The organism is Marinospirillum insulare DSM 21763 (assembly GCF_000686905.1).
In the GTDB taxonomy this organism is placed as follows: Bacteria; Pseudomonadota; Gammaproteobacteria; order Pseudomonadales; family Halomonadaceae; genus Marinospirillum; species Marinospirillum insulare.
Window position 1 is genome coordinate 1 of sequence record NZ_JMLW01000013.1, and the last position, 16,980, is coordinate 16,980.

The following is a 16,980-nucleotide window of genomic DNA, read 5'->3' on the forward strand; positions in this document are numbered from 1 at the left end:
CCTGATACCTTGCCGAACTCAGAAGTGAAACCGCTCAGCGCCGATGATAGTGTGGGGTCTCCCCATGTGAAAGTAGGTCATCGTCAGGCATTTATTACTAAACCCTCAGCCCATAAAGCTGGGGGTTTTTTTATGTCTTAATTAATATAAAAGGCTCAAAATAATGAGCCTCTTAATTGTTTATTATAGTCATGCTTTGACTTACTACTTAATCCAGTCCTTAACAACTTTACGGAAGGTATCTGTACCAGATTTCTCTAACCATTCAAAAGCAGCCATTTCTCTACAAATTATTTGAGCACCCATTTGCTTTAGCCGCTCAAGTGCAAGCTCTTTATCTTTAGTCTTTCTTGAGCCTACAGCCTCTTCAACAAGGTAAACTTGGTAGCCGTTAGCTAGTAGATCGGCTGCAGTTTGAAAGACGCAAACATGGGCTTCTGTTCCCACCATGACAATTTGTTTACGGTTTAAGTTGGCTAGGTGCTCTTTAATTTTGTCTTCTTTTAGAGCACTAAAATGCATTTTCTGTAATATTTCTTCAGTCTTAAGCCTGTCTTTAATAGGTGGAACACTTTCACCTATACCTTGTGGGTACTGTTCAGTTGCTCTAACTGGAATATTTAGTTCTTTTGCAACTTCGATTAGCCAACAACTGTTGTTGATAACGGATGAGCCCTTATCTATTGAAGGAGCTAATCTGCTTTGGATGTCTATGACCAGTAAAAGACTATTTGAAGCGTTAAGTAGCATGATAAAATGCCTCTCTTAATGTATTATTGTTAGACTTGAGTCTAATGCGGTAAGTTGCCTCATAGGTGTCTTCTTACCTTACCTGATCCATATTTATGTATCTAGCTATCTAACAATTATTCATCTTGGGAGTTATTAAGTGACCCGACTAGCCGTTTTTTTTACAAGCTTTGTTTTTTTATTGGTTCTAACTACAGGTGAAGCTGATGCCCGTCGTTTTGGAGGGGGTGGTTCTAAAGGTACTTTTTCAAGGCAAATGACCTCACCTAAAGCTCCGAGTCAAGCTTCTAGACCTGCTGCTCAGCCTAAATCGACCGTTGCTAATGCAAGGCCTGGTGGTATGGGTGGTATGTTTATGGGGTTGGCTGCTGGTGGGTTATTAGCTGCTCTATTTATGGGGGGGGCATTCGAAGGTATTCAGCTATTCGATATTATTCTAATTATGCTAGTGATTGGTGGGGTTGCTATGTTCATGCGTAGTCGCCGTACGCTAACTCAACCAGAACCTCAGCCAGTTATGGGTAACCATCGTTCAACTAGCACTCAAGATATTCCTAACTTAACTCCCACCAGTTCATCAGCTTCTGCAAGTGGAACTAACTTCGATCAAGATTCTGCAGACATTACTTATGGAGCGCCTGATTGGTTTGATGAAAAAACTTTTCTAGACGGTGCCAAAAATCATTTTATAGCGATACAAAAAGCTTGGGATGCGAATGATTTAACAACGATTAAAGAGTATGTCACACCTCAGCTTTATAAGTTCTTACAAGAGGAACGTGCAGCACAAACTGATCATATAGAAACAAAGGTGCATAAGCTTGCTGTAGAGATGACCAATATTCAGCAGTTATCATCAGGAATTGTAGAGCTTGCTATTATGTTTCACGGCGTTATTAACGAAGGTGAACCTACTGACTCTAACTTTTGTGAGATCTGGCATTTGATTAGGGATATGAATCTAGATAATGCTCCTTGGTTGATACAGGGTATAGAGCAGGTTGAAAGCTAGTAGTAAAGATTAAGGCACTTGTTAGGTGCCTTTTTTGTTGCTTGCTTAGGTCTCTTTGCGAGTGAACACCCAGCTATTTTCTTCTGTAAGTGTTTGATTAAAGCTATAACCGTCTAAATCAAATTTCTTCAAGCCATCTGGTTGATCAATTTTATTCTCAAGTATAAATCTAGCCATTAATCCCCTAGCTTTTTTTGCATAAAAACTGATTATCTTATACTGACCATTTTTCCAATCCTTAAAAACTGGTGTAATCACTGGTTTCTTGAGTTCTTTTAAATTGATTGATTTAAAATACTCTTGAGATGCTAGATTAATAAGCACAGGAGTCTCTTGTTCTTCTAAACGCTTGTTGATCTCAACTGTTAGCATTGGCTGCCAGAAGCTATATAAGTCTTTGCCACGCTTATTAACAAACTTAGTACCCATTTCTAAACGGTAGGGCTGGATTAAATCCATAGGCTTAAGTAAACCGTAAAGCCCTGAGAAAATACCTAAGTGACTTTGTGCGAATTCAAGTGAAGCATCATCTAAAGTCTTTGCATCTAATCCAGTATATACGTCACCCGTAAAAGCTAAAGCTGCAGCTTTGGAGTTTTCTTTGGTAAAAGGCAAGTGCCATTCTTGAAAACGAGCAGCATTTAAGCTACCTAACTTGTCACTAACTTTCATTAACTGACAAATATCTTGAGGAGCAAGTTCTCGCAATTGCTCAACCAACTCTAACGATTCTTTCTGGAAAATGGGTTGAGAGTAAACTTGGCTGGTAGCAGGCGTTTCAAATTCTAAAGATTTGGCAGGAGACAATAAACTGAGCATAACTACTCCAAGGTTTAAAGGAGGAACTCAGTTAAGTATAGCAATTGAAGGGTGTGCTTACACATACAAAAATTAAATGGTACCGGTGAGCGGACTCGAACCGCTAAGCCTTTCGGCAACGGATTTTGAATCCGTCGTGTATACCAATTCCACCACACCGGCAAATTTGCAAGGCTAAGAGAAGTTTTCTTTCCCATGCTTCAAGCAAGTGAGGCATTATAAACCTGTTATTCTTGCCGTCAACACTTACTCAACTTAAAGTTCGCAAGTTATAGTGGGTTACTAACCACCTCTAATGCATTAGAATAAAAAAATAGAAAACTAATATATGGCTAACAGCCAAGAGACGTCATGGATTTTACAAAAATAGCCCTAATACGCAAACGGATATTATTGATAGCTTTATTAGGAGTTTTAACGACTAGCTTAGTTGCCAGCCTAAGTACCATCATTCCTTTTTACTACTCTGCGCGTAACAGCCTTGAGCAGATAACGCTATCTAATGTTCAGCGTCAGGCAAGCTTAGTTAATAATCTTTTTGAGAAATACCAGGATGTAGCTATACAGTTTACTAGTCGAAGCGAAATTCGCTTACGCTTAGAAAAATACGTTGCTGGTGAAATGTCTCGTGAAGCTTTAACCGCTTACTCTGCACCAAGATTAAAAGATGCAATGCGTTTGTCTGACGAACTGTTAGGCTTAACTCGCTTAGGTGTAGAAGACGAAATTTTAGTTAATTTGGGAAAAACCCTGACTGGCAAAGAGTTAGCTAGCTATTTAGCTGAACCAGCTGGAGGATCAGATAGTTCATTAATTGTCGTGGAGCAAGAGCCAGTCATAGGTGTAAAAGCAAATATTTACTCTAAATCAGGCAAGGTGATTGGGCAAGATTTGCTCTATTTCAGTCAAAACAAACTAAAAGAAACTTTAACTGATAAGCGCGATATAAATATAGAAGCTAAGGTTTATCTGGTTAATTTAACCACAAAAACTCGCTTAGACTATGATGAATCTTCTGAAAGGCTGGAGTTCAAGCAGCTTCGGAGTCCCTTAAAAGTTGCTCACTTAAATAAAGCAGTCAGTTGCGATCAAATTACTATCAAGCCTACAGGCAAGTGCACTAACATTTTCTTTTTGGTGCCTTTAAAAAACACTAACTGGTCCTTAGTTGCAGAAATTCCTACCCAGAGTTTTTATCTTCCTATTCAAGCACAGCTCATTTGGCCCTTGTTAGCAATTGTCTCTATGTTGCTTGTCGTTATTTACGCAATAAGCAGGGGTTTGCACCCGCTCACGCAGCGCTTAGCTTACCAAGCAAAAGAGTTAGAGAAGTCAACGGAGGAACTGCGTTTAGTGGCTAGTGTGTTTGAAGGCACGCGTGAAGCAATAGCAGTTACAGATGCTGACATGAGGCTAATTAAGGTCAACTCAGCCTTCAGTCAAATAACTGGCTTTCAATCAGATGAGGCTTTAGATAAGGATTTACAAAGCTTTTTCTATCAAAAGAAAGCAATTGAGAAGCTGTATTTAAAAATTAAGCAGTCACTTGAAGTAAAAGAAAGTTGGCAGGGTGAGATTTGGTACCAATGTAAGGATGGTGAGCAGTTACCAGTTCTGCAAAGTATCAGCACCTTGTTAGATGACCAGGGTCAGGTTATTAACTACATACATATTTTTAATGATATTTCTGAAAGTAAAGCGCAAGAAGAACGTGTTAACTATTTAGCCCACTATGATCAACTAACAGACTTACCCAACCGAACACTCATTAATCGGCGTATTAAAAAAGCAGTTGAGAAGGCTAGAATTAATAATCAGGGTTTAGCAATTTTGTTTATGGACCTTGATCACTTTAAAGAAGTTAATGATACCTTAGGTCATCCTGTGGGTGATCTGCTACTTAAAGCAGTTGCACAAAGGCTTAAGGGCAAGCTAAGGGAGCAGGATACCCTAGGAAGATTAGGTGGTGATGAATTCTTAGCTATTCTAGATCATTCAGCTAATACGGAAGCATCTGGCGCGGTTGCTAAAAAAATTATTCACTCCCTAGTTCAGCCCTTTGAGCTAGAAGGAAACCAAATTCAAATAGGCGTGTCAGTTGGCATTGCAATTTATCCAAAAGACGGGCACACAGCAGATGAGCTAATTAAGAATGCTGACATTGCTATGTACCGTGCTAAAGATGCTGGAAGAAACACTCACCGCTATTTTTCTAGTGCTGAAGATGGTTAGCCTGGTCTGCCATCAGGTCTTGGCTTTATAAGCAAAGGTGTGTAAACAAACACAAAAAGCAGTAAGGCTAACATCCATAACCCAGCAGAAATTTCGTAAGCCAGCATACCCAGCCAGCTAGCAAAAAAGACTCTAACAATACTAGCCAATAACATTAATACTAAAGCTAGAACTGTTAGTTTGGCTGGTTCTAACTTTCTACCTGTATGACCAAGTGCTACTCGGCTCATCATGCTTAGTGTTAGCAAGCCTATACCGCCTACTGTTAGTGAATGAACACCTAGGTAAGGGCTCACCCAGCCCAGTAACCCAAAAGCACGTAGAAATAAGCCTAATACCAGCCAGGCATAGGCTAAATACAGGCTCCATAACAAAGAGTTGTTCCAAATACCCTTATCATGCCAACGCCAAAGATTAGGTAGTAACCAGCATCCTAAAACTAAGTTAATAACTACTGCCCAAATGCTATTGGCTAAAAACAGATTTATAGCCAGCATAATAAACAGTAAAGGTGGCAGGCCTTTTTCTAGCCAAGGAAGTCTAGCTTGATCAGGTTTTTGTAAGCCGCGCTGAATAAAGAAAGGGATTACCCTTCCACCCATTACCAGCATAATAATAAGAATTATATCTAAACCTAGGTAGGCACCTACATAGCTTAGGTGTTGATTGCTAGGCTCTAAAATTGACCAGTGGCTTAGTGCGGCAGCAGTACCCAAAAGCCCTACTAGCACTAAAAAAATACGATTGCGTACTGCAGCATTAATGAGTGCATGCCATAGGCTAATGAACAAACCTATCCAAAATAGCAGGTCTACAGCCACATAAATAAGTTGTTGTGCACTAACTAGAGGAACAAGCCTTGCTGCAACCCAAATAATAGCAAGCGCTGCTAAAGGCTTGCCGTCGGGTGTCATTTTTCCTGTCCAGTTTCTGACTGCCGTTAGCAAAAAACCTGCAATCACCGCACCCGTGTAGCCAAATAGCATTTCGTGTCTATGCCAAGCAATAATATTGCTTACACCCGGCCAGCTATGTCCTATGGATAGCGTAACTATCCACAAAAACATCATGCTAAAGCCGCCAACACCTGCTAATAGAAAAAAAGGGCGAAAACCCAGTGAGAAAAGTGTCATCTAATTTGTCCTATATTGGCATCCACCGTTTTACCTGCAAATAGTACGGTGTTTTCAATTTCAATGTGCTGGTTTAACTCACCAATAAATAGAGCTAATTCAAGGTAAAGTTTTTGCCAAGTTCCGCAAGCATCCTTAGGTAGCACTAGATTGCTTGTTAGTAGGTTTAATTGCTCTAAAGCTTGCTGGTGCTCTTCATGCTCCATCATCATCACCTTAATAGGCATACTTGCCTGATTAAAGCGAAGTTGACGTAGCATAGGAAAGAGAACCTGCTCTTCCTTCATCATATGGCTTTCTAGTTCCTGTTGCATAGTTTGCAGTAGTTGTGTAAGTCCAATTGGGCAATCAGTATGATCGGCATGAACTGCCTCTATCTTACGTGCTAATTCAATAATGCGTGGTAAATGGCTGCGATGGCGCTCGTGGAAATTGCTTAAAAGATGATCAATCAGCTGATTGCTTGTATTTTGCTTCCAGTCTTGCGTATTAAGTTTTTGCATAGTGGTTTCCAGTCTAGGTGAGATAACTCTAACTGGTAGGTATCAATTTCTATGCCAATAGCTTTAGCCTGATAGAAGCTAGTTGTCTTGGATGCGCAGGGTAGAATAAACCCTGGTACAGAGGGTTTTATTTACCCTGAAGGTTATTAAAACCTTGCTATTGTTTTAGAAGTGGTAAGGCTCCATTATAAGAAAATGCTTATATAAATAATTCAGGAGTTAAGTATGTCTGATTTAGTACACCTAAATTGCCCCCACTGCCAGGTGATGAACCGCATCCCGCAAGCTCGCCTAGTTGATAGCCCTAAGTGTGGTAAGTGTAAAGAGCCATTATTAACTGGGAAGCCATTAGAAGTGAATGAGCAAAACTTTGCTGCCTTAGTTGAAGCTAGTGAGCTACCCGTTGTTATAGACTTTTGGGCTGGCTGGTGTGGGCCTTGTAAAATGATGACGCCTATCTTTGCAGAGGTTGCAGCAAAAGAAGCTGCTAACTGGCGCTTTGTTAAAATAGACACAGAAGCAAATCAGCAATTAGCTGCACGCTTTGCTATTCGCAGCATACCTAGCTTACTAGTGTTTGAGAAAGGCAAAGAAAAAGCCCGCCAAGCAGGTGTTATGCAGGCGGGCCAGTTACAGCAATGGTTAACAAGTCAGCAGTAAGCCAAAATTAAAAACTAGGCTTAAGCAATAAGTTCACCCTCTAGGCTGGTACGAATTTTATTCATGGCATTTTTTTCTAGCTGGCGAATACGCTCAGCAGAAATACCATAAATAGCAGCTAGTTCATGGAGGGTGGACTTGTTATCACTTAACCAGCGCTGCTGCAGAATATCGCGACTCCGCTCATCTAACTGTGCCAGTGCATTTTGCAACTGAGTATTGGCATCATTTTCAGTGTTTTCGTCTTCTACTAGGCTTGCAGGATCATAGCGCGAATCCATTAAGTAGTTTGCTGGTGCAGGGCTATAGCTATCATCATCGTCATCGGTGTAACCGTCGAAGGCTGAATCTATGGAAGCAAGTCGGCCTTCCATTTCGCGCACCGTTTCTGGTTTAACATTCAAGTCGTTAGCTATAGCTTTGAGTTCATTAACATTGAGCCAGCCAAAATCTTTTTTAGCACCGCGCAGGTTAAAAAACAGCTTACGCTGAGCTTTAGTAGTGGCTACTTTAACAATGCGCCAGTTGCGTAGTACAAACTCATGAATTTCAGCTTTAATCCAGTGCACAGCAAAAGATACCAAGCGCACACCCATGCTGGCATCAAAGCGCTTCACTGCTTTCATTAAGCCAACATTACCTTCTTGAATTAAATCGGCTTGTGGTAAGCCGTAGCCTTGATAGCTGCGTGCAATGTGCACTACAAAACGTAGATGAGACATAACCAAAGTACGTGCAGCGTCTAAATCACCTTCATCTTGTAGACGGTAACCTAAGCTCTGTTCTTCTTCTACGCTCAGAAGCGGGATGGTGTTAACTGTTTGGATATAAGCGCTAAGGTCGCGGCCGGGTGATAAAATTCCTGCCACCTGTAACTGATTGCTCATTTAGTTCTCCGAAAAATAATATAAAAAGGCAGAGAAAACTTGAAAATTAGTAAAATAATTTATTAGCTTATACTTATTTAAGACACTCAGCTTAGCTAATAAGTTCCTACAAAAAAATTAGAGTCAGCGGATTTTATTTGAAGTTTTAATTAGGTTCAACCTTGCCCAAATGTCGACCAACGGCTATCCAAGCACCTAGCCAGCCCAAGAGTGTACTAGAAACCAAGAGAAGGAGCGAGTCGCGTAAACTTAAACCAATTAAGCTAAAATCACTGGCATAGGCACTTGCTAAAGAGCGAACAGGTGCATCTAACCAGTAGAGTGAAATATTAATTAACAGCCAAGCCAAAATTCCACCACCTAGCCCATACCAAATACCAGTATAAAGAAAAGGCCGTCTAACAAAGGCATTGGTAGCGCCTATTAGTTTTACTACAACAATTTCTTGGCGGCGATTTTCTATTGCTAAGCGAATGGTGTTACCTACCACTAATAAAACAGCTAAGCCAAGTAAGAAGCCTAAAGCACTAATGGTGCGCTGGCCTAGCTCCATTATATGGTAAAGGCGTTTAACCCAAGCTAGGTCTAGCTGCGCCTCTTCTACTTCAGGTAAGGCTTGTAAACGATCAACTAAGGCTTGCTGGCTTTCAATGCCAGACACAGCAGGCCTAACTATGATCACGGGTGGCAGAGGGTTTTCGTCTAGGTAATCTAAGGCCTCACCAAAACCAGAAAACTCTTTAAATTCAGCTAGAGTTTGCTCTCGAGATAAATAGCGAGTTTCAGCTATGGCGCTATCCATTTGCAGTTTTTGAGTTAAATTACGCCCACCAACATCTTGAACCTGCTCATTCAAATAAAGCGAAATCTGTGCACTGCCATCCCAGTTACTAGAAACCAATTGAGCATTATTTAGAAAGACATACAAGCCAACAGGTAAAGATAAAGCGATGGCAATAACAGCCCAAGTCATAAGGCTACCAAAGGGTGCTGCAAGCAGACGAGCTAGGCTATCTATAGCCATAGCTAAGTGATGACGGCGCCAGGCCTTAAAGCGAGCTGCCTTATTTACTTTGCTTAACCTTGCTCCACTAAGGTTACTTTTTCCACGCGAATCAGGTTTAGAGCGTAGGCGGTTAGGTGGTTTTTTTACTGAACCTTTGTGAGCAGTGTCACGCTGAGTAGGATTAGGAAAAGTAGCACCGCTAGGCCGTATAGGACGTTTACTCATTAGGCTGGCACTCCGCTTCTAGTCAAGCCGCCTTGGCTAAGCTCCATCATGCGTAAGCCCATACGCGATATCAGGTCTAAATCGTGCGAAGCAATTAATACAGTGACGCCTACTGCATTAAATTGACGAAAGAGCTGCATAATTTCTGAAGAAAGCTGGGGGTCAAGGTTACCCGTAGGCTCATCAGCAAGCAAAATAGGGGGTTTATTAACTACTGCACGAGCTATCCCAATCCTTTGCTGTTCACCACCAGAGAGCATAATGGGGGTTAGCTTTTCTTTTGAGAGTAAACCAACTTTATCTAGAGCTGCACGTACGCGCCGACCGATATCTTGTGGCTCCATGCCTTCAATGACCAAAGGCAAGGCTACATTTTCATAAACACTACGATCATAGAGGAGCTGGTGGTCTTGAAAAACCACTCCTATTTTTCTGCGTAAAAAAGGCACATGGCGGCGGGCAAGTTGGTTAAGGTTAATGCCATCAATGTTAACCTGCCCACGAGTAGCAACCTCCATACGCATAATGAGTTTCAATAGGGTACTTTTACCTGCCCCTGAGTGGCCGGTTAAAAAAGCCATTTCACCTTCTTTAAGGTTGAAACTCACATTTTGTAGTGCTTCATGGCCGCTTTCGTAGCGTTTGAAAACATTATGAAATTGAATCATCGGCCCTCCCGTTGGCCTTATCTATTATTCGTTAGTAGCTGTAGCTAAGAGAGCGTCAACAAAGCTGTCTGAGTCAAAATCGCGTAGGTCGTCCGCTTGTTCACCAACACCAATAAACCTAACAGGAATACCTAACTCACGTGCTAAGGCAAAAACAATACCGCCCTTGGCAGTACCGTCTAGCTTGGTTAAAACTAAGCCAGTAATGGGTACGGATTTATTAAATTCACGCGCTTGAGCTAAAGCATTTTGACCTGTCGCAGCATCTAGCACCAATAAAACTTCATGGGGTGCGTCTGAGTCGAGTTTTTGTAAAACCCGACGTACTTTAGCTAGCTCGTCCATTAAGTTACTTTTGTTGTGGAGGCGACCAGCGGTATCAGCAATAAGAAGGTCTACTTGGCGAGATTGAGCAGCCTGTAAAGCATCGAACACCACGCTAGCGCTATCTGCTCCAGTATGTTGTGCAATAACAGGTACGGAGTTACGCTCGCCCCAGACTTGTAACTGTTCAACAGCAGCAGCACGGAAAGTGTCACCCGCAGCAAGCAATACTTTGCGCCCTTCGGCTTGATAGCGCTTAGCTAGTTTACCAATAGTGGTTGTTTTACCTACACCGTTAACACCAATCATTAAAATAACTTGGGGCTTGGCAGGTTTATCCTCTAAAACCAAAGGCTGGCTGACAGGCTCTAGTAATCTTTTTAGCTCGTCTTTAAGTGCTGCAAACAGTGCATCTGAGTCTTTAAGCTGCTTGCGATCAATTTTATCTGTTAGGCTGGCAATAATTTCTTGTGTTGCAGTCATACCTACGTCAGCCATTAAAAGCCGAGTTTCTAGCTCTTCTACTAGCTCATCATCAATTTTTCGAGCGCCCAAGAAAAGATCAGCTAAGCCCCCACCGGTACGTGCAAGACCTTGTTTAAGGCGTGAAAACAGTCCTGGCTTTTTGTCAGCTATTTGCTCACTAGCAGTATCCGCAGGTTCAGAGTCAATTGCCGACTCTTTGTTGGCGTGAACTTCTTCTGCTGATGTTTCTTCTGAGATTTCAGCATCTAAGTCTGTAGGCAAAGCATCTGGCGTTGCTTCTGGTTGTTTTTTATTACGTTTAAATAATCCAAGCATGGCGGCGGTATCTTAAGTGGTATCTTAATAAAAGGTGTCTTAATCGAGTATTTAATCAGTTATCCTACCACACCTACCCAAGTTATAAGGTAGGGAGTTTAGTAGGTCATTGGCTAGCTGCCAACCAGTTCAAAGGTTCACCATTAAAAAAGTTAGGTTAAAAATGCGTAAGCCACATAAAAAAATAAAACAAGCTGCTTTAGGTCAAGTCAGAGTGATAGGTGGTGAATGGCGTGGACGCAAGCTACCTGTTGTCGAAGCAGAAGGTTTAAGGCCTACACCTGATAGAGTTCGTGAAACTCTATTTAACTGGTTACAGTTTTCTATCCCAGGTAAAACCTGCTTAGACGCTTTTGCAGGAAGTGGTGCTTTAGCAGTTGAGGCATTAAGTCGCGGCGCTAAACAGGTGACAGCAATAGAAAGAGATATTAAAGTAACCAAGCAATTAGGTGGGTTATTATTGCCCTTAGCTGGAGAGCGCTTAACCTTAGTGAATGCAGATGCATTAAACTGGTTAGAGCAGCAGCCTGCACAACCTTTTGAAATTATTTTTTTAGACCCACCTTATGGATTACCTTTATTAGAACCTGTCTGTCATCTTTTAGAAGCCAAGGGTTGGTTAGCAGAAGGCGCTTTAATTTATGTAGAGCAGGCTAAGCATCAAGCAGGGTTAATTCATTTACCTGCTAACTGGCGCTTACAAAAAGATAAGCAAGTGAGCGATGTGCACTTTAGTTTGTACACCCGATAAAAAGGTTATTTGAGCCGCTTAGCACTTTTGGGTAAGATGCGCTTTTTCAAAGGCTAGCTGCCAACAAGAGGTTGACATGAAAACAGTGGTTTACCCTGGTACTTTTGACCCAGTTACCCTAGGGCACAGTGATTTAATTGAAAGAGCTAGCCGCTTATTTGACCGAGTCGTTGTTGCTGTTGCTGCTAGTCCAGGTAAAAAACCACTGTTTGATCTAGCAACACGCATCAGTTTAATTGAACAGGTGATGGCTAATAACCCTAAAATCAAAGTTGTAGGTTTTAGCTGTTTATTAACCGAGCTAATGCAGCAACAAGAATCCACTATTATTTTGCGTGGTGTACGTGGCGTAGCAGATTTTGAGTATGAATTGCAGTTAGCGCAATTGAACAAAGCCATGTCACCCAATTTAGAAAGTATCTTTTTACCACCTTCAGAGCGGCTTTCTTTTATTGCCTCTACTCTAGTAAGAGAGGTTGCCAGTTTAGGTGGTGATGTTAGTAAATTAGTGCATCCCTGTGTAGAGAAGGCACTAAAAAACCACTACGCCAGCTAAGCGTAAATAAGCAAGAGGCTTCTACAAGCCCACCCGCTAATTAACCAATGAGGTTTATATTATGGCTTTGTACATTACCGATGAATGCATCAACTGCGATGTCTGTGAACCGGAATGCCCTAACGGTGCCATTACTCAGGGTGATGAAATCTACGAAATAGATCCTAACCTGTGTACTGAATGCGTAGGTCACTATGACGAACCCCAGTGTGTCGATGTTTGTCCAGTGGAATGTATTCCTAAAGACCCTAACCATGTTGAAAGCCAAGACGAGCTAATGGAGAAGTATGAAACTATTACCGCAGCTTTAGGCTAATCATTTATTTTACTGTTAAGCATTAAACTATAAAAAAGGTGGCAAACTTAAAGTTAGCCACCTTTTTTGTTACCTAGCCCTGCTAAAATTATTAGCTTAAGCTAGGGTGTAAACTTAACCACTTGAATTTCATCTTTAGGATCAACCTCGGTTTGGTTAACTCTGGTTGGTAATTCCTCAGGCATTTCTAAGCTAATTGCATCCACGAAGTCACAATTTACACATTCACGGTGTTGAAAACCGTCTGCCTGCCAAGACTTAAGTACGTCCATAGTGTTGCAGCGGGGGCACAAAGCCCCGGCAATAAAACGTTTAACTGGTTCAGTCATCTTCGTTCACCTACTTTTTAGTCTACCCATTTTCTGGCATTGGCAAACAAACGCTGCCAAGGACCTTGCTCGCCCCAGCTGTCTGGATACCAAGAGTTGTTGATGCTGCGGGCAACACGCTCTGGGTGAGGCATCATAATCGTTGCACGCCCATCAGCACTGGTTAAACCAGTAATCCCAGCAGGAGAGCCATTAGGGTTAAATGGATAACTTTGCGTTGTTGCACCGTAGTTATCTACATAGCGTAGTGCAATATTGCTGCTTTGTTCAGTTAATTTAAGGTGATCAGCATCTCTAAACTCAGCACGACCTTCGCCATGTGAAACAGCAATAGGCAGGCGTGAGCCTTCCATACCTGCTAGCAGAATTGATTTAGATTTTTGAATTTCTACCGTTGCAACACGGGCTTCAAATTGTTCGCTTAGGTTGCGTACAAAGCGAGGCCAGTGGTCAGCACCAGGGATTAAATCTTTAAGCTGCGATAGCATTTGACAACCATTACAAATACCTAGGGTAAAGGTGTCTTCACGCTCAAAGAAGGCCGCAAAAGCATCACGCGTTTGTGCATGGAAAAGTACCGACTTAGCCCAACCGCCACCTGCACCTAAAACATCACCGTAAGAGAAGCCGCCACAGGTGGCTAAACCACGGAATTTCTCTAGGTTGACTACGCCACTGAGCAGGTCGCTCATGTGCAAGTCAACAGGATCAAAACCTGCGCGGTAGAAAGCAGCTGCAGTTTCCATGTGACTATTTACACCCTGTTCACGCAGAATAGCTACTTGTGGTCGCTGGGTTAGTTTTAAATAAGGTGCTGCTAGGTCCTCATTTAAATCAAAGCTGACTTTAGGGCTAATACCTGGGTTTTTAGTATCTAAAAGGTGGTCAAATTCTTCTTGAGCGCAATCGGCATTGTCACGCAAGGCTTGCATACGGAAACTGGTTTCTGACCAGCGACGCAGGTAATCAACGCGGCTAGCTTGCAAGACTAACTCGCCATCTAAAGAGAAACTAAGCAGGTCATCGGCTTCTGGGCGACCAATAACCTGAGTGCAGTCACCCAAGCCAGCAGCAGCCAACTGCATAAGTACAAACTCTGTGTCTGCTTGGCGCACTTGAATCACTGCACCTAGCTCTTCACAAAACAAGGCAGCTAAAGCTTCTTGGGTATTTTCAGCTAGCATTTCTAGTTTAATGTCTAAGCCTAGGTGCCCAGCAAAGGCCATTTCAGCAAGGGTTGCAAGCAAGCCACCGTCAGAGCGGTCATGGTAAGCCAGCAGTTTGTCTTCGCTGTTCAAGCCTTGAATCACCGCAAAGAAAGCTTTTAAATCTTCTGGATCATCTAAGTCAGGCGCAACACTACCTAGCTGGTTATAAACCTGTGCTAAGGCAGAGCCACCCAAACGATTTTGCCCACGACCTAGGTCGATCAGCAGTAAATCCGTTTCACCTTTATCGGTACGCAACTGAGGCGTTAGGGTTTTTCTAGCGGCTGTCACGGGTGCAAAAGCAGTCACCACTAAAGACAAGGGTGAAGTAATGGATTTTTCTTGCCCCTGCTCATCTTCCCAAACGGTACGCATCGACATGGAGTCTTTACCGACTGGAATGGCGATACCTAGTTGGGGGCAAAGCTCCATACCTACTGCATAAACCGTATCATAGAGGGCTTGGTTTTCGCCCGGATGATTAGCTGCTGACATCCAGTTAGCCGATAATTTAATATCGCTCAGCTGGTTGATGCTAGCTGCTGCAAGGTTGGTAATGGATTCAGCTACTGCCATACGACCTGAGGCTGCTGGATTTATCAGTGCCAGAGGCGTGCGTTCACCCATCGCCATGGCTTCACCCACTTCAGTGAAAGGCGTTGCGGTAGTCACAGCACAATCAGCTACGGGTACTTGCCAAGGTCCAACCATTTGATCACGGGCGACTAGGCCAGAAACACTACGGTCACCTATGGTGATTAAAAACTGTTTACTAGCAACTGTGGGTAGACTAAGTACACGTTCGGCGGCATCTTGAATAGAAACACCATCAAGACTTAGCTCGGGTAACTGTAAAGCTTGGCGTTCAAAACTGCGTTGCATTTTTGGCGGCTTACCAAACAATACACTCATGGGTAGGTCGACCGGCTTGGTTTCAAAGTGCCCATCAGTCACGGTTAAGTGGTGTTCGGCTAAAGCTTCACCCACTACCGCATAGGGTGCGCGCTCACGTTTACATAACTTATCGAATAGTTCTAGGCTAGCTGGCGCTATAGCTAGAACGTAACGCTCTTGCGCTTCGTTACACCAAATTTCTAGCGGGCTCATGCCTGGCTCAGCATTAGGCACGGCACGCAAGTCGAACAAGCCGCCCCGCTCACCATCTTTAACTAATTCAGGTAAAGCGTTAGAAAGTCCACCAGCGCCTACGTCGTGAATAAAGCAAATAGGGTTGTCGTCACCCATGCCCCAGCAGCGATCAATCACTTCTTGGGCGCGACGCTCTATTTCTGCGTTATCCCTTTGTACTGAAGCAAAGTCTAAATCAGCACTAGAAGAACCTGTTGCCATAGACGAAGCAGCACCGCCACCCAAACCAATATTCATGGCAGGGCCGCCTAGTACTATTAGCTTGGCACCAACAGGAATTTCACTTTTCTGTACATGGTTAGGGCGAATGTTGCCCAAGCCACCAGCGAGCATAATGGGCTTATGATAACCACGGCGCTCATTACCGTTTAAGCCTAAAGTGTTTTCTTCATAAGTACGGAAATAGCCTGTTAAGTTAGGGCGGCCAAATTCGTTATTAAAGGCAGCGCCACCTACAGGGCCTTCTAGCATAATATCTAGCGCAGTAACAATACGCTCAGGCTTGCCGTAGTCTTTGTCTTCCCAAGGCTGGGTGTAGCCTGGAATACGCAGGTTAGATACGGTAAAACCGGTTAAACCCGCTTTGGGTTTAGAGCCAATACCGGTTGCGCCTTCGTCACGAATCTCACCGCCTGCACCTGTGGCTGCACCAGCAAAAGGTGAAATAGCAGTAGGGTGATTGTGAGTTTCGACCTTCATTAAAATGTGCACAGGCTCTTCTACTGGTTTCCAGCTATGAGAAACTGGTTGAGGGAAGAAGCGTGGTGCAGTGAAACCTTCAATCACTGAAGCGTTATCGCTATAGGCAGATAAGACCCCTTCAGGTGAAAGCTTGTGAGTGTTACGAATCATGCCAAACAGTGAGTGAGGTGAATCTTCACCATCAATGGTCCAATCAGCATTAAAAATTTTATGACGACAATGCTCAGAGTTAGCCTGGGCAAACATCATTAGCTCTACATCGTTAGGGTTACGGTCTAACCCAGTAAAGCTCTCAACTAAATAATCAATTTCATCATTAGCCAGTGCTAAGCCTAAGTCGGTATTGGCCTTTACTAAGGCTTCGCGACCACCACCTAAAATATCGACGCTGGCTAAAGGACGCGGGCCTTCATGGCGGAATAACTGGCTAGCTGAGTCTAAGCTGCTTAACAGGGTTTCGGTCATTCGGTCATGCAGCAGGTTAACGACTGCTTCCTGCTCTTTGTCTGTTAGCGCTTGGCTGGTTTGTAAATAATAAGCTACACCTCGCTCTAAGCGCTCTATCTGAGTTAACCCGCAGTTATGAGCTATATCAGTTGCTTTAGAAGACCAGGGAGATTGGGTACCTAAACGAGGCACCACTAGATAAAGCTGGCCTTCAGGCTGGTGTTGTTCGTTTTTAGGGCCATAGTTTAAAAGGGCTTCTAGCACTTGAGTTTGTTCTGAATTTAGCCCAGAACTAGCCTCAGCTAAGTGCAGAAACTCAGCATAAATGCTTGTAATAGAAGTGGATATTTCTTGAAGTTGGTTCAAGAGTTTTTTTGAGCGAAAAGCTGAAAGAGCAGGAGCGCCGCGCAGTTGGAGCATTAGCAAGCCTCGTCAGAGCAGAAAGAATAAAGGAGTAGATTGGTGGAAGTTTAATTGTGGGGAATGATAGCGCAAACAAGCT

The 16,980-nt window shown here is 43.0% G+C and carries 16 protein-coding genes, 1 tRNA gene and 1 rRNA gene; 7 read left to right on the forward strand and 11 right to left on the reverse strand.

The window, feature by feature from the left end; genetic code table 11:
• Positions 1 to 89, forward strand: a 5S ribosomal RNA gene (rrf, locus tag BP27_RS17575); the annotation flags it as partial.
• A 115-nt stretch (positions 90 to 204) separates the two neighbouring features.
• Here the strand turns inward: rrf and BP27_RS0106615 are convergent.
• Positions 205 to 750 (reverse strand): hydrolase, encoded by a 546-nt coding sequence (locus BP27_RS0106615; RefSeq protein ID WP_027850880.1) that lies wholly within the window; start codon positions 748 to 750, stop codon positions 205 to 207.
• Positions 751 to 889: 139 nt separating this feature from the next.
• On the opposite strand from BP27_RS0106615, the gene BP27_RS0106620 reads away from it, so the two are divergent.
• A complete protein-coding gene (locus tag BP27_RS0106620) occupies positions 890 to 1,762 on the forward strand; it encodes a Tim44 domain-containing protein (RefSeq protein ID WP_027850881.1) in 873 nt (290 codons plus the stop codon).
• A 45-nt stretch (positions 1,763 to 1,807) separates the two neighbouring features.
• Here the strand turns inward: BP27_RS0106620 and yaaA are convergent, their stop codons facing one another.
• A complete protein-coding gene (gene yaaA / locus BP27_RS0106625; RefSeq protein WP_027850882.1) occupies positions 1,808 to 2,581 on the reverse strand; it encodes a peroxide stress protein YaaA in 774 nt (257 codons plus the stop codon).
• 77 nt (positions 2,582 to 2,658) lie between these two features.
• Positions 2,659 to 2,743: transfer RNA gene (locus BP27_RS0106630), tRNA-Leu, on the reverse strand.
• Between the two features lie 189 nt (positions 2,744 to 2,932).
• Here BP27_RS0106630 and BP27_RS0106635 point away from each other — a divergent pair.
• On the forward strand, positions 2,933 to 4,813 hold the full coding sequence (locus BP27_RS0106635; RefSeq protein WP_027850883.1) for a sensor domain-containing diguanylate cyclase: 1,881 nt from the start codon (positions 2,933 to 2,935) through the stop codon (positions 4,811 to 4,813).
• Here the strand turns inward: BP27_RS0106635 and BP27_RS0106640 are convergent.
• Both BP27_RS0106640 and BP27_RS15490 read right to left on the reverse strand, forming a co-directional pair.
• Positions 4,810 to 5,946 (reverse strand): NnrS family protein, encoded by a 1,137-nt coding sequence (locus BP27_RS0106640; RefSeq protein WP_027850884.1) that lies wholly within the window; start codon positions 5,944 to 5,946, stop codon positions 4,810 to 4,812. The genes BP27_RS0106635 and BP27_RS0106640 overlap by 4 nt on opposite strands.
• Positions 5,943 to 6,449 carry a hemerythrin domain-containing protein gene (locus tag BP27_RS15490; protein ID WP_051610417.1) on the reverse strand — a complete coding sequence of 169 codons (507 nt, stop codon included), beginning with the start codon at positions 6,447 to 6,449 and terminating at the stop codon, positions 5,943 to 5,945. Before BP27_RS15490 ends, BP27_RS0106640 begins: the two co-directional genes overlap by 4 nt.
• 225 nt (positions 6,450 to 6,674) lie before the next feature.
• Between BP27_RS15490 and trxC the strand changes: the two genes are divergently transcribed.
• Positions 6,675 to 7,109 carry a thioredoxin TrxC gene (gene trxC, locus BP27_RS0106650; protein WP_027850885.1) on the forward strand — a complete coding sequence of 145 codons (435 nt, stop codon included), beginning with the start codon at positions 6,675 to 6,677 and terminating at the stop codon, positions 7,107 to 7,109.
• A 20-nt stretch (positions 7,110 to 7,129) separates the two neighbouring features.
• On the opposite strand, the gene rpoH is transcribed toward trxC, so the two are convergent.
• From rpoH to ftsY, 4 genes are all read right to left on the reverse strand, one after another.
• Positions 7,130 to 7,996: an RNA polymerase sigma factor RpoH gene (gene rpoH, locus BP27_RS0106655; protein ID WP_027850886.1), complete on the reverse strand. Its 867-nt coding sequence runs from the start codon at positions 7,994 to 7,996 to the stop codon at positions 7,130 to 7,132.
• Between the two features lie 145 nt (positions 7,997 to 8,141).
• Entirely contained in the window at positions 8,142 to 9,227 is a 1,086-nt protein-coding gene (ftsX, locus tag BP27_RS15495) for a permease-like cell division protein FtsX (RefSeq protein ID WP_084324537.1), read from the reverse strand.
• Positions 9,227 to 9,895 (reverse strand): cell division ATP-binding protein FtsE, encoded by a 669-nt coding sequence (gene ftsE, locus BP27_RS0106665; protein WP_027850887.1) that lies wholly within the window; start codon positions 9,893 to 9,895, stop codon positions 9,227 to 9,229. The genes ftsX and ftsE overlap by 1 nt, the downstream gene beginning before the upstream one ends.
• Before the next feature lie 24 nt (positions 9,896 to 9,919).
• Positions 9,920 to 11,020, reverse strand: coding sequence for a signal recognition particle-docking protein FtsY (gene ftsY / locus BP27_RS15500; protein WP_036239631.1), 1,101 nt, complete (start codon positions 11,018 to 11,020; stop codon positions 9,920 to 9,922).
• A gap of 163 nt (positions 11,021 to 11,183) precedes the next feature.
• Here ftsY and rsmD point away from each other — a divergent pair, with 163 nt between their 5' ends.
• The 3 genes from rsmD to BP27_RS0106685 all read left to right on the forward strand — a co-directional run bounded on the left by rsmD (position 11,184) and on the right by BP27_RS0106685 (position 12,643).
• The gene (gene rsmD / locus BP27_RS0106675) at positions 11,184 to 11,771 is read left to right on the forward strand and encodes a 16S rRNA (guanine(966)-N(2))-methyltransferase RsmD (protein ID WP_027850888.1); all 588 of its coding nucleotides are present in this window, start codon (positions 11,184 to 11,186) and stop codon (positions 11,769 to 11,771) included.
• Positions 11,772 to 11,847: 76 nt separating this feature from the next.
• Positions 11,848 to 12,327 (forward strand): pantetheine-phosphate adenylyltransferase, encoded by a 480-nt coding sequence (gene coaD / locus BP27_RS0106680; RefSeq protein ID WP_027850889.1) that lies wholly within the window; start codon positions 11,848 to 11,850, stop codon positions 12,325 to 12,327.
• 61 nt (positions 12,328 to 12,388) lie between these two features.
• On the forward strand, positions 12,389 to 12,643 hold the full coding sequence (locus tag BP27_RS0106685; protein WP_027850890.1) for a YfhL family 4Fe-4S dicluster ferredoxin: 255 nt from the start codon (positions 12,389 to 12,391) through the stop codon (positions 12,641 to 12,643).
• Between the two features lie 101 nt (positions 12,644 to 12,744).
• On the opposite strand, the gene BP27_RS0106690 is transcribed toward BP27_RS0106685, so the two are convergent.
• Together BP27_RS0106690 and purL are read right to left on the reverse strand one after the other, a co-directional pair.
• Positions 12,745 to 12,972 (reverse strand): YheV family putative zinc ribbon protein, encoded by a 228-nt coding sequence (locus BP27_RS0106690; RefSeq protein WP_027850891.1) that lies wholly within the window; start codon positions 12,970 to 12,972, stop codon positions 12,745 to 12,747.
• 17 nt (positions 12,973 to 12,989) lie between these two features.
• Positions 12,990 to 16,898 carry a phosphoribosylformylglycinamidine synthase gene (purL, locus tag BP27_RS0106695; protein WP_027850892.1) on the reverse strand — a complete coding sequence of 1,303 codons (3,909 nt, stop codon included), beginning with the start codon at positions 16,896 to 16,898 and terminating at the stop codon, positions 12,990 to 12,992.
• Positions 16,899 to 16,980: the final 82 nt, after the last annotated feature.

Bases quoted from the DNA above. Each gene is read 5' to 3' on its own strand.
- rpoH (WP_027850886.1), bottom strand. From the start codon at position 7,996: ATGAGCAATCAGTTACAGGTGGCAGGAATTTTATCACCCGGCCGCGAC.
- coaD (WP_027850889.1), top strand. From the start codon at position 11,848: ATGAAAACAGTGGTTTACCCTGGTACTTTTGACCCAGTTACCCTAGGG.
- ftsY (WP_036239631.1), bottom strand. From the start codon at position 11,020: ATGCTTGGATTATTTAAACGTAATAAAAAACAACCAGAAGCAACGCCA.
- purL (WP_027850892.1), bottom strand. From the start codon at position 16,898: ATGCTCCAACTGCGCGGCGCTCCTGCTCTTTCAGCTTTTCGCTCAAAA.
- BP27_RS0106690 (WP_027850891.1), bottom strand. From the start codon at position 12,972: ATGACTGAACCAGTTAAACGTTTTATTGCCGGGGCTTTGTGCCCCCGC.
- BP27_RS15490 (WP_051610417.1), bottom strand. From the start codon at position 6,449: ATGCAAAAACTTAATACGCAAGACTGGAAGCAAAATACAAGCAATCAG.
- BP27_RS0106640 (WP_027850884.1), bottom strand. From the start codon at position 5,946: ATGACACTTTTCTCACTGGGTTTTCGCCCTTTTTTTCTATTAGCAGGT.
- ftsE (WP_027850887.1), bottom strand. From the start codon at position 9,895: ATGATTCAATTTCATAATGTTTTCAAACGCTACGAAAGCGGCCATGAA.
- BP27_RS0106615 (WP_027850880.1), bottom strand. From the start codon at position 750: ATGCTACTTAACGCTTCAAATAGTCTTTTACTGGTCATAGACATCCAA.
- rsmD (WP_027850888.1), top strand. From the start codon at position 11,184: ATGCGTAAGCCACATAAAAAAATAAAACAAGCTGCTTTAGGTCAAGTC.
- ftsX (WP_084324537.1), bottom strand. From the start codon at position 9,227: ATGAGTAAACGTCCTATACGGCCTAGCGGTGCTACTTTTCCTAATCCT.
- yaaA (WP_027850882.1), bottom strand. From the start codon at position 2,581: ATGCTCAGTTTATTGTCTCCTGCCAAATCTTTAGAATTTGAAACGCCT.
- trxC (WP_027850885.1), top strand. From the start codon at position 6,675: ATGTCTGATTTAGTACACCTAAATTGCCCCCACTGCCAGGTGATGAAC.
- BP27_RS0106685 (WP_027850890.1), top strand. From the start codon at position 12,389: ATGGCTTTGTACATTACCGATGAATGCATCAACTGCGATGTCTGTGAA.
- BP27_RS0106635 (WP_027850883.1), top strand. From the start codon at position 2,933: ATGGATTTTACAAAAATAGCCCTAATACGCAAACGGATATTATTGATA.